At 65.3% G+C, this 11,877-nt stretch carries 9 protein-coding genes; 3 read left to right on the plus strand and 6 right to left on the minus strand.

Annotation, left to right across the window (positions count from 1 at the left end; genetic code table 11):
• Positions 1-51 precede the first annotated feature (51 nt).
• The 3 genes from ACE039_RS10605 to ppc form a co-directional block, all read right to left on the minus strand.
• Positions 52-1,392 (minus strand): short-chain fatty acid transporter, encoded by a 1,341-nt coding sequence (locus tag ACE039_RS10605; RefSeq protein ID WP_332609915.1) that lies wholly within the window; start codon positions 1,390-1,392, stop codon positions 52-54.
• 176 nt (positions 1,393-1,568) lie between these two features.
• On the minus strand, positions 1,569-2,504 hold the full coding sequence (locus ACE039_RS10610) for a 3-hydroxyacyl-CoA dehydrogenase family protein (protein WP_485822341.1): 936 nt from the start codon (positions 2,502-2,504) through the stop codon (positions 1,569-1,571).
• Positions 2,505-2,847: 343 nt separating this feature from the next.
• The gene (ppc, locus tag ACE039_RS10615) at positions 2,848-5,697 is read right to left on the minus strand and encodes a phosphoenolpyruvate carboxylase (protein ID WP_485822342.1); all 2,850 of its coding nucleotides are present in this window, start codon (positions 5,695-5,697) and stop codon (positions 2,848-2,850) included.
• A gap of 168 nt (positions 5,698-5,865) precedes the next feature.
• Between ppc and queC the strand changes: the two genes are divergently transcribed.
• A complete protein-coding gene (gene queC / locus ACE039_RS10620) occupies positions 5,866-6,576 on the plus strand; it encodes a 7-cyano-7-deazaguanine synthase QueC (RefSeq protein WP_485822343.1) in 711 nt (236 codons plus the stop codon).
• Between the two features lie 161 nt (positions 6,577-6,737).
• Complete coding sequence (locus tag ACE039_RS10625) at positions 6,738-8,417, plus strand: EAL domain-containing protein (RefSeq protein ID WP_485822344.1); 1,680 nt, start codon at positions 6,738-6,740, stop codon at positions 8,415-8,417.
• Here ACE039_RS10625 and ACE039_RS10630 read toward each other — a convergent pair.
• Both ACE039_RS10630 and ACE039_RS10635 read right to left on the minus strand, forming a co-directional pair.
• Positions 8,395-9,576, minus strand: coding sequence for an MFS transporter (locus tag ACE039_RS10630; protein WP_485822345.1), 1,182 nt, complete (start codon positions 9,574-9,576; stop codon positions 8,395-8,397). The genes ACE039_RS10625 and ACE039_RS10630 overlap by 23 nt on opposite strands.
• Positions 9,573-10,118: a GNAT family N-acetyltransferase gene (locus ACE039_RS10635; RefSeq protein WP_105558697.1), complete on the minus strand. Its 546-nt coding sequence runs from the start codon at positions 10,116-10,118 to the stop codon at positions 9,573-9,575. Before ACE039_RS10635 ends, ACE039_RS10630 begins: the two co-directional genes overlap by 4 nt.
• A gap of 114 nt (positions 10,119-10,232) precedes the next feature.
• Here ACE039_RS10635 and ACE039_RS10640 point away from each other — a divergent pair, with 114 nt between their 5' ends.
• Complete coding sequence (locus ACE039_RS10640; protein ID WP_448708215.1) at positions 10,233-11,123, plus strand: LysR family transcriptional regulator; 891 nt, start codon at positions 10,233-10,235, stop codon at positions 11,121-11,123.
• Here the strand turns inward: ACE039_RS10640 and ACE039_RS10645 are convergent.
• Positions 11,071-11,877 (minus strand): 2-isopropylmalate synthase (locus tag ACE039_RS10645; RefSeq protein ID WP_485822346.1); only part of this gene is annotated, 807 nt, incomplete at its 5' end. The two genes, ACE039_RS10640 and ACE039_RS10645, sit on opposite strands and share 53 nt — an antisense overlap.

The following is an 11,877-nucleotide window of genomic DNA, read 5'->3' on the forward strand; positions in this document are numbered from 1 at the left end:
CGGCTCCCCGCAACGCTCCGGCGTTTCCGCGGAGCGCGTAGGGGGGACCTATCAGTGCGTGGCGTAGCCCCAGGCCAGCACGGCGGTGATGTGGATCACGCCCACCCACAGCATCATGATGACGGTGTAGCCCATCACGTCGCGCAGCTTCAGCTTCGACAAGGCCAGCGCCGGCAGGATCCAGAAGGGTTGCACCAGGTCGTTCCAGGCGTTGCCCAGCATGACGGCCATGGTCGTCTGGTTCATTGCGCTGCCGATTTCCTTGGCGGCGTCAATCATGAACGGACCCTGGATGACCCAGTGGCCGCCGGCCGACGGCGCGAAGAAGTTGATGAAGAACGAGCTGATCAGGCCCCAGAACGGCAGCGTGGCCGGCGTGGCGAAGTCCACGAACACCTGCGAGATCGACGTCACCAGGCCGGATGCGGCCATGATGGCCATGATGCCGGCGTAGAACGGGTATTGCAGGATGATGCCGGAGATCGTCTTGATGCCTTCGGTCAGCTTGGCCACGTAGGCGGCCGGCGTCCCCAGCAGGATGATGCCCAGGAACAGAATGATGAAGTTGATCAGGTTCAGGTCCAGCGAGCCGCCGTCCATGAAGTGGAACGTGACGTAGGCAATGCCCAGCGCGCCGATCAGCAGGCTCAGGATGCGGCTGTTGTTCAGCTTCGAGGCAATGGTGCCCTTTTCCAGCATGTCTTCGCTGGCGTTGGAGGCATTGGCGTCGCGGTCGATGGCCGGGTCCACTTCAACGATCTTCTCGCCCTTCTTGGGGTGCAGCCAGGCGTTCAGCAGCGGCAGCGTGATGATGATGACCAGGCTGGTGATCAGCATGGGCACCGAGAAGATGGTTTCCGACAGCGGGATGGTGCCCATCTGCTTGGCGGTGGGGTGGCCGGGCGTGGCGACCAGCACCGGGATGCTGGCGGACAGGCCCAGGCCGTACATCGTGAAGCCGCTATAGGCGGCCGCGATGATCAGGGGGTAGTGCACGCCCTTGACCTTCAGCGCCAGCTTCTTGGCGACGATGCCGCCGATGACCAGGCCGAAGCCCCAGTTCAGGTAGCTGCCCACGCCGCCGACCAGCGTCGCGACGATGATGGCGGTGTGCGGCTTGTGCACGTGGCTGACGATGCGGTTCAACAGGCGATCGGTCAGCGGCGCGGTGGCCAGCACGTAGCCCATCGCCAGGATCACGGCCATCTGGGTCGTGAAGGCCAGGAGGCTCCAGAAGCCCTTGCCCCAGGCGCGGGTGACGTCGCCGATGCTCTGGCCTTCGATGCCCATGGCCAGCAGCACGGTCAGCAAGGTCAGCGCAATCGCGAAAACGAAAGGATCGGGCAGATACTTGCGCATCAGCTCGGTAAAGAATGAAGCGAGTTTATTCATGGTGCCTCCAATAACTCCGTAGGCGGGTTCTTTAGTGTCTGGCCCTGCCTGGCGGCCGGGTGGCGGCGTGGGCGGGTGCGACGTCTGGTTTTCTTTGTGTGGTCGGGCTCGTGGCCCGTTGGCGCGATGGGCCGTGGCCCCCGCGCCTTATTGGTCTTGAATTCGAGGAGGCGCCCTCAGGCGTCGCCGGCCTTGCTGTTCAGCCACGCGGCCAGTTCACCCAGCGTGGCGCTTTTTTCGCGCAGCACGCGTTCGCGGCGTTCAGGGCTCCAGGTGTAGAAACCCTGGCCGCTCTTGGCGCCGATCTGGCCGCTTTCGACCTTGTTCTTTAGCAGCTCGGACGGTTCGGTGCGGTTTTCCAGGTCTTTGTAGAGGTAGCTGGCGATCGCGTAGTGCACGTCGATGCCATTCATGTCGCGCTGTTCCAGCGGGCCGGACAGGGCCAGGCGGATGCCGAGGCTCCACTTGACCACTTCGTCGATGTCTTCAGCGCTGGCAACGCCCTTTTCCAGCAGCGAGATCGCTTCGCGGGCCAGCGCGTGCTGGATGCGGTTGGCGATGAAGCCGGGAATGTCCTGGCGCACCAGCACGGGCCGCTTGCCCGCGAAACGCAGCGTGGCCATGACCTGGGCGACGGTGGCTTCCGAGGTGTCGTCGTTGCGCACGACTTCCACCAGCGGAATGACGTCGGCCGGGGTGAAGAAGTGGGTGCCCACGAAGCGGTCGCGGCGCGTGACCGCGCTGGCGATGGCGTTGATGGACAGGCCCGAGGTATTGGTGGCGAACAGCGTGTGCGGGGGGCACAACGCATCCAGCTTGGCGAAGATGCCGCGCTTGAGTTCCAGGTTCTCCGGCACCGCTTCGATGACGAGGTCGCAGCTTGCGGCGGCGTCCAGGCTGGGGTCGAAGCGGATGCGCTGGATGGCTTCTTGAACGCCGCCAGGGGCGTAGACGTTCAATTGGCGATCGATGGTTTTCAACGCGCGCTCAAGGGCGCCTTCCATCGGGTCGATCAGGACGATGTCGAGTCCCTTCGAGGCGAATAGCGCGGCGATGCCGCTGCCCATCGCGCCTGCGCCGATGACGGCGATATTCTTGAGGAGAGTATCCATGATGGTTCGCTCGGTGCTGTCTTGCAGGCCGCTGCTGTTCAGTCGGGCACGCAGGCGAATCAGGGTGATCTCTGTCTCTTCCTAGGGTGCCTTTCCGTGCAGCGAGGCCAGAAAAGTCATTTTGTTCTATATGCGAACATTTGTGCGTATATAGAATTTCTGAGCAGAATAGTACTAAAAGTCATCGAGGATGGACAAACGGGGTTTTTTTGGCGTTCATCTGGTGGACGTTTCGGCGCGGCAGCCAGGCGCCAGACGTGCCTTGCCACGCTGCGGCGCCGGCATCCTCCGCGACAGACCGCCTTGCCGGCCGTCCGCCGCGGGTTCCTCATGGGGCACCCCGTCAGCCGGAGTTGCGCAACCCCGCCGCGATGCCGTTGATCGTCAGATGGATCGCGCGTTGCACGCGTTTATCAATCTCGGCGTCCGGGTGTTTCTGCGCCGCGCGATGGCGACGGATCAGATCGATCTGAAGGTAGTTCAGCGGGTCGATATAGGCGAAGCGTTCGCGCAGGGAATCTTGCAGGGTATGGTTGTCGGCCAGCAGTTCGCGTTGGGTCAAGAGCTTCAGCATGGCCAGCGTGCGGGCGTGTTCGGCGCTGATGGCGCCGAAGATGCGGTCGCGCAGGGCGCGTTGCGGCACCAGTTGGGCATAGCGGGCGGCGATGGCCAGGTCCGACTTGGCCAAGACCATTTCCATGTTGGACAACAGCGTGCGGAAGGCCGGCCAGTCGCGAGCCATCTCGCGCAACTGCGCCAGCCGGCCGCGGCGCGAGCGCGGGGCGTCCGGGGCGCCGGTTTCCAGGTAGGCCTCGATAGCGGAGCCCATGCCGTACCAGCCCGTCAGCATCAGGCGGCACTGCGCCCACGAAAAGCCCCAGGGAATGGCGCGCAGGTCTTCGATGCGCTGGCCCTTCTTGCGCGACGCGGGGCGCGAACCGATGTTCAGGCCCGCGATCTCGCTGATCGGGGTCGCGGCGAAGAAATATTCCGCGAAGCGCGGCGTGTCATAGACCAGGCCGCGGTACGTGCGCTGCGCCATGTCCGACATGAATGACATCGCGGGGCCGTGGTGCGCCATGTGCGCGTCTTCGGCGCTAGTGGCTTCGGCGCGTGGGGCCAGGCTGGATTCCAGCGTGGCGGCCACCAGCAGTTCCAGGTGCCAGCGGCCAACCTCGGCGTCCTTGTACTTGCTTTGGATCACTTCGCCTTGTTCGGTCAGGCGGATCTGCCCGGCCACGGTGCCCGGGGGTTGTGCCAGGATCGCGTCGAAGCTTGAGCCGCCGCCGCGGCCCACCGAACCGCCGCGGCCGTGGAACAGGCGCAGGCGCACGTGGCGGGCCGAGAACACGTCGACCAGGGCGCGTTCGGCTTGGTACAGCGACCAGTTGGACGTCAGGAAGCCGCCGTCCTTGTTGCTGTCCGAATAACCCAGCATGACTTCCTGCGCGCCATTTTGCGCCCGTTGCACGCGCTGGCGCACTTCGGGCAAATCCAGCCACGCGGCCATGATCTCGGCGCCGCGCTGCAAGTCGGGGATGGTCTCGAACAGCGGCACGACCATCAGGCCGTCTTCCGGCGCGATGTCCTGGCCGGCAGGTGCGATCAGACCGGCCTCTTTCTGCAGCACCATCACTTCCAGCAGATCGCTCAGGGTCTCGGTATGCGACACGATGGTCTGGCGCACGGCCTGCTTGCCGTAGCGGGCGCGGCCGGCGGCTGCGGCGCGCAGCACCGCCAGTTCGCGCGTGGTGTCTTCGCTGTAGGCGATCCAGGGCGACGCCAGCGGGCGCGCTTGCGCCAGTTCGGCGCGCAGCAGCGCCACGCGCTCGTCTTCGCTCAACGCCAGGTAGTCCAGCGTCTGGCCGTTGTGCTGCGTGCCGGCAAGGGCGAACAATTCAGCCAGCGCGCGTTCATGCACGTCGGAGCTTTGGCGCAGGTCGACCGTGGCCAAATGGAAACCGAAGACCTCCACGGCCTGCTGCAACCCCGCCAACCGCAACTTGCCAAGGGGCGCGCCATGGTGGGCGGCCAGCGACGCGGCGATCACGGCCAGATCGGCCGACAGTTCCTCAGGCCCGCCGTAGGGCGGCGCCGCTACCGTGCTGCGTCGGGCCAGGTCCTGGCCGGTGAGTCCTTGTGCCGTGGCGGCCAGGCGCGCGTAGACGCCCACCAGCGCGCGGCGGTAGGGCTCGTCCCTGCGATGCGGGGAATCGTCGCCGCTGCTGTCGGCCAGCGCCAGCAGTTCGGGGTTGGCCGAGATCAGCAACGTCGTGATCGACAGCTCCGCGCCCAGCGCGTGGACCTCTTGCAGGTAGTGTTCGAACAGCACCGTGGCCTGGCGCAGCAGCGCGCGTTCCAAGGTACTGGCGTCCACGTTCGGGTTGCCGTCGCGGTCGCCGCCGATCCAGCTGCCCATGCGCAGGAAAGGCTCCAGCGGCGGGGGCGGCGCGGCGAACGGCTTGGCGGGTTCGCGGTTCAGCAGCCTGGACAGGTCCGCATACAGGCGCGGGATGACTTGCAGGAAGGTGCTGCGGTAGTACGACAGCGCATTCTCGATTTCATCGGCCACCGTCAAGCGCGTGTAGCGCAGCATGCGCGTTTGCCACAGGGTGGCGACGCGGCCAAGCAGGGAGGCATCCAGTTGCGCCAGCTCTTCCGGCGTCAGCGGGCCGTCCCGCTGCGTCAGCGCCGAGGCGATTTCGCGATGGACGTCCAGGGTGCTTTTGCGCTGCACTTCGGTGGGGTGGGCGGTCAGTACCGGCATGACGCAGGCTTCGGCCAGCAGGCGGCGGATGCGGGCGGCGCCGACGCCATGCTTGGCCAGCGTCTGCACCGCGTCACGCAGGCTGCCGCGCGCGGCGCTGTCGTCGGCCAGGGCGCGGGCGCGCTGCCGGCGGTTCTGATCGCGGTCTTCGGCGATGTTGGCCAGGTGCAGGAAGTAGCTGAACGCGCGCGCGACGGAGTTCGGGTCGTTGCCTTGCAGACGCTTGACGCGTTGCTCCAGCAGTTTGCTGTCCGCTTCATTGCCTTCGCGGCGGAATTTCACGGCCGTGCGGCGCAGCGTTTCGATGGTGTCGAAGACGCGCTTGCCTTCGCATTCCTCGATGACCGTTCCTAACAGGCGGCCTAACAGCCGGATATCGTGACGCAGGGGTTCTGCTGAATCGGACTTCGTGCGGATGGCATTCATCGGGCGGGGATCCGTCGGGCGGCTGGAAAAGGGAAGGGAAGAAAACGGGGCGGCTGAAAACTACGGGATGGGAAACGGATCCGATTTTACGCAGGCTTGCTTACGGGAAAGGCGCCGGGGCTGCGTTAAAGTTCGCCTGTTCCCTTCGTCTTTCTAGAAGCCCCCTTTATGCAAAATCATCAACGCCGCGCGCTTGTCCTCTTTTCGGGCGGGCAGGACTCCACGACTTGCCTGGCCTGGGCGCTGGACCGCTATGCCCATGTGGAGACAGTGGCGTTCGATTACGGCCAGCGGCACCGCATCGAACTCGACGCCCGCCTGAACGTGCTGCGCGATATCCGCACGCGTTTTCCGCAATGGGCGGCGCGGCTGGGCGAGGATCACCTGCTGGACCTCAAGGTGCTGGGCCAGGTGGGCGATACCGCGATGACAAGCGACCGGGCCATCGAGATGCAGGCCAATGGCCTGCCCAACACTTTCGTGCCCGGCCGCAATCTGCTTTTCCTGACGCTGGCGGCGGCGCTGGGTTACCGGCGCCAGCTTGACGTGCTGGTCGGCGGCATGTGCGAAACCGATTTCTCGGGCTATCCCGATTGCCGCGACGACACGATCAAGGCACAGCAGGTGGCGCTGGGCCTGGGCCTGGGAAGCCGTGTCACGATCGAGACCCCGCTGATGTGGATCGACAAATCCGAGACCTGGGCACTGGCCCAGGCACTGGGCGGCGACGCGCTGGTCGAGACCATCGTCGAAGAAAGCCACACCTGCTATCTGGGCGAGCGCGGCGCGCGCCACGCCTGGGGCTACGGCTGCGGGACGTGCCCGGCGTGCAAGCTGCGCCGCGCCGGCTGGGAAAAATGGACGGCCGCGCAGGCCTGACGGCGCATATTTTCGCGGTGCGCCCGCCAATGATGCGTGTCGCTATGTTTCGCAGATTTTTGAGGTTTATTTTGATATGTTGAATATTTTTCATATAAATATGAGGAATATTCAATAAAAAATGACTTAAAACCGACCTTTTCGTATTCAGGCCCCTTTTTTTGCGACTCTGTTCCAGGTATGGAAATGCGTCTAGACATTTCGATACCGTTCGCTGGAACGGCATTATCAATCAGGGCTTAATCATTATGAATCGGTCGCGGATTATTCTCGTTTTCGATAACGAGTTTGCAAAGCGGGGAATTTCGAATTCCCTCGAGCAAATCGGTTTTATTTTGAATCCCGTCTCGCTGCTGGATGGGTCGACGACGCGCCTGTCAGGCGAAGTCCTGGTGCATTTGTGCCTGCCCCGGGACCTGGACATCACCATTGGCCAGTTGCGGGCGAGTTTTCTAAGCTCCACGATCATCGCGATACGCGACATCGAGAGTCCCACGGTGCGGATCAATGCGTTGCTGGCGGGCGCGGACAGCTGTTACGGCGCCAGCATCAGCTACAGCGAAGTGGCGGCCGCCATTCAATCCGCGCAGCGCAAACTGACCCTTTCGTATGCGCCCGCCAGCCATGCTGCGCGCCGGCCCGACCCGGCGGCCGGGCCGGTGGCGGCAAGCCCCCCGCCATCGGAAAAAGCATGGCGGCTGGGGGATAACGAATGGACCCTGCTCTCGCCCGCAGGCGTCGGCATCAGCCTGACGCGGATGGAAAGATCGATCATGAAAGCCATGCTCCGGCACCCCGAGAAAATGGTCGGGCGGGGCGATTTCATGATGGAAAGCGCGGATATCGCCAGCAACGGGCGCTCGCTGGATCTGATTGTCAGCCGTTTGAAGCGCAAGGGTAATGTCGCGGGCGCTTCCATTCCGATACGAAGCATGCGCGGCAAGGGATATTCGTTCTCGGGTGAGTTGCGCTTGGACGGCGGCCGGGACGACACGCCGGAATCCACGCCCATCCGGCCGCTGCTGCCCAAGGCTGACGCGTCCCAGTATCCGCTGCTGGCGGCGATCCAGGACGAGCGGCTGCTATTCCACTATCAACCGATCGTGTCGGCGCAAACGCGCGAGATCGTGGGGGCAGAGGCGCTGCTCAGGCGCAAGGAGGCCAGCGGTGGGGTGACCGACATCGACGGCCTGCTGCGGGATGCGTGCGCGTCAGAGGCCGCGCATGCGCTGGTCGGCTGGGGGCTGCGGACCATCTCCGCCGACCAGGCGCGCTGGCGGCAGACCGAAGACGGGGCGGGCATGGCGGTCAACATCAATGTCTCTCCCCAGAGTTTTGCTCGCCGGGACGTGGTGGACGCGATTCTGCTCGGGGTGTTCTCGCACGGCCTTTCGCCCCGGGACCTTCGTCTTGAAATCACCGAAGAGGCCACTTCCCACATCCGCTCGGCCGATATGCGCGCCATTCTCGAGGAGTTCACGAGTTTGGGGGTCCAGGTTTGGCTGGACGACTTCGGCAAGGGCAGCAACAACCTGGAATGGCTGTCGACGCTGCCGCTGGCTGGCCTGAAGCTGGAAAAGAACATCGTCTGGAATGCCGCGCGCAATCCGGATTCCCAGAAGGTGCTGCGGTCCATATGCCAATTGGCGAAGGACCTGGGCATCACGACCGTGGTCAACGGCATCGAAACCGACGGGCACTATCGGGCCGCGCTGGATGCCGGCTGCGAACTGATGCAAGGCTTACTGTTTTCCAAACCGGTCACGAGCGAAGAACTCGCCCGCGCGCTGGCCGAGCAGCGCGCGCGCCGCGCCGCCATCATGCCCGAGTCCGGGCGATAAAGCGCCACCGCAGCGCGAACGCGGCCGCGAGGATGGCCGCAGCCAATCCCACCGATATCCCCATCGCCGCACGCGCGCTGTAGTGCTCAAGCACAAAGGCATAGGCGACCGGCGCCGTGGCGGTCAGCAGGAAGCTGGGGATCAGTAGCGCGCCAACTAGCGTCCCGTAGCTGCGGAAATCGAACAAGGCCAGTGGCAGCGTGCCGCGGGTGATGGTCATCAGTCCGTTGCAGGCGCCGTAGAGCAACGCGTAAGCGGCCGTGGCGTAAAGATTGCCGTGCGACAGCAGGGCCAGCAAAAAGCACAGGGGAAGCAAGGTGCTGACGGCCAGCGTGAGCGTCAGCGGATGCAGCCGCGACCCCAGCGCGACGTCCGCCACGCGGGCGGCGAATTGGCCTATCCCCCACAGGGCGGCGACGCTGACAGCGGCCGTCGTCGCCAGGCCCAGGCCGGCAAGCAGGGAAATCAGGTGGGCGGCGTTGCCGGCGGCCAGGAAGTTGGTCAGCATCACGATGACCGCATACAGCGTGCCGGCTTGCCGGCGTTCATTGGCCGTGCGGGTCAGGCCAGTGGCGTGCCGGGCGGCGGTGGCGCCCGGGGCGGCGTAGCGTTGACGGGGCAGCGCCAGATACAACGGCACCGTTGCCAAGGCCAGCGCGGCGTAGACCAGCACCGCGCCGCGCCAGCCCAGCCAGCCGGATAGCGCGTGGCCGACGGGCCACATCACGGTGGAGGCCAAACCGCCGAACAGCGTGATTTGCGACATGGGGCGGCGCGCGGTGGGACCGGCGGCGCGGGCCAGCGACGCGAAGGCCGCGTCGTACAGACACAGGCGCATGCCGATGCCCAGTAGCGTCCACGCCAGGAAATACACGGGAACGGCATGCGCGGCGGCCAGCAACGCGCAACCGACGGCGGCGGTCATCGCGCCCAACGGCATGACGCGGTGGCCGCCCCAGCGGTCCACCGCCATGCCGGCCAGTGGTGACACCAACGCCATCGTCACGATCGCGGCGGAAAAGCCGCCGTAGACCGTGGCCGAGCTCCAGCCCAGGTCCGCCGTCATTGCGGGGCCCAGCGCGCCAATCAGATAGAACGTCACGCCCCAGCCAACCAGCTGGGTCAGGCCCAGGCAGACAATCGCGCGCGGCGGGATCACGGCCGCTGCGGCGGGGTGGCGTCGCCTGCGCCCAGGGCGCGTTGCATCAGCACCGTATCGCGCCATTCACCGTGCTTGTGTCCGACCGACCGCAGGGTGCCGACCGGATGAAAGCCCTGGCTGGCGTGTAGCGCCAGGGACGCCGCATTGCGGCTGTCGCCGACTACGGCCAGCATCTGGCGCCAGCCCGCGGCGGTACAGCGTTCGATCAGCGCGGCCAGCAGCTTGCCGCCGATGCCCAGCCCACTGCGGCCCGCCTTTACATAGACGGAGTCCTCCACCGTGTGGCGGTAGGCGGGGCGCGGGCGGTAAGGGGTGACGTAGGCGTAGCCGACGACCTCGCCGTTGATCTCTGCCACCAGATAGGGCATTTCCTTTTCCAGCACGGCGCCGCGGCGCTGGCGCATGTCGGCAATGGAGGGCGGTTCAAGCTCGAAGGAGGCAGTGCCGTGCTCCACGTGGTGGGCGTACAGGGTCTTGATGGCGGGCAGGTCCGCGTCCGCGCTGTCGCGGATCAGAACGGTAGGCTGGGAGGTCGGCATGACAGGGGGGAAGGGTCGAAAGGGAAAAACCAGTTGCCAGTGTCGCGCAAGGCAAAGCATTAATAAAGCTTTGGTTTATTATGATTTTCATAAGCAAAACTTTGGGTAGAGGCGATGCGTGGCTTGAACCTGGACCATCTGCGCATGTTCGCGCGGGTTGTCGAACTGGGCAGTTTTTCGGCCGCCGCCGAGCGCGGCGGCGTGACCCAGCCCGCCGTCAGCCTGCAAATTCGCCAGTTGGAACGCCGCTTCGGCCTGAAGCTGGTCGAACGCATCGGCCGCCGCGCCGGCCCGACCGCCGCCGGGCTGGAATTGCTGGCCCATATCCGCGTCATCGACACCGCGCTGGCGCAGGCGGAACAAGCGATGTCGGCGCATGCTTCGCAGGTATCCGGGCGGATCCGATTGGGCACGGGCGCCACCGCATGCACCTATCTGCTGCCACCCGTGCTGGCCGATCTGCGACAACGCTTTCCCGCGCTGGATATCGTGGCCAGCACCGGCAATACGTCCGACATGCTGCGAGGGCTGGAGAACAACACGCTGGACATGGCGCTGGTCACGCTGCCCGCGCCCGGCCGCATGTTCCAGGCCTCCCCTGTGCTGGAAGACGAGTTCGTGGCGATCTTTCCCGCCCGCGACCCGGCCGCCATTCCCGCCGCCGCAACGCCGCTGTCATTGGCGAAGCTGCCGCTGGTGCTGTTCGAACCCGGCGCCCGAACCCGCCGCCTGGTCGACGACTGGTTCGAAGCGGCGGGCGTGGCGGCCAAGCCCGTCATGGAACTGGGCAGCACCGAAGCCATGAAGGAAATCGTGGCTGCCGGCCTGGGTTGCGCGGTGCTGCCGAAACTTGCCGTGTCCGGCGCGGGGCAGCGCGACGCACTCGTCGTGCGTTCGCTGACGCCGCGTCTATCGCGCGACCTGGCCATCGTGCTGCGCCGAGACAAGCCGCTTAGCCGGGGGCTGCGCCATCTGCAGGAGGCGCTGCTGGCGTTGCGTGCGTGAACGCGTAAGGGTGGAACACATCCACGGGCAACTGGTTGCAATCCTCGACGCATTCGCGCACGGCGGCCATGTTGGAGAAGTCCAGGCCGCTGCGCACGCCTTGCAGGTCCAGGTTCATGGCCAGGGTCACCAGATCCACATTGCCGGTGCGTTCACCGTTGCCGAAGAGGCAGCCTTCGACCCGGTCGGCGCCGGCCATCACGGCCAGTTCGGCTGAGGCCACGGCGGTGCCGCGGTCATTGTGCGGGTGCACGCTCAGCACGATGCTGTCGCGCCGCGCCAGATGGCGGTGCATCCATTCGATCTGATCGGCATACACGTTGGCTGTCGTGCATTCGACCGTGGAGGGCAGGTTGATGATCATTTTGCGGGCGGGCGTGGGGCCCCAGATGGCGCTGACCGCATCGCAGACCTCCAGCGAGAAATCCAGCTCGGCCAGGCTGAACGTCTCTGGCGAGTATTGGTAAATCCACTCGGTTTCAGGGTGGGCATCGGCCAGTGCCCGGATGTGCCGGGTGCCTGCAAGGGCGATCTCCTTGACCTCGGCGCGCGTCATGCCGAATACGATGCGGCGCCATTGCGGCGCGATGGGCGCATACAGATGCACGATGGCGCGCGGCGCGCCGCGCAGCGATTCGAAGGTGCGCTCGATCAGATCGGGGCGTGACTGCGTCAGCACCTCGATGGTCACGTCTTCCGGTACGCGGCGCTCTTCGATCAGCTTGCGCACGAAGTTGAAGTCCGTCTCCGAAGC

It is taken from the genome of Achromobacter maghribensis, from assembly GCF_057334215.1.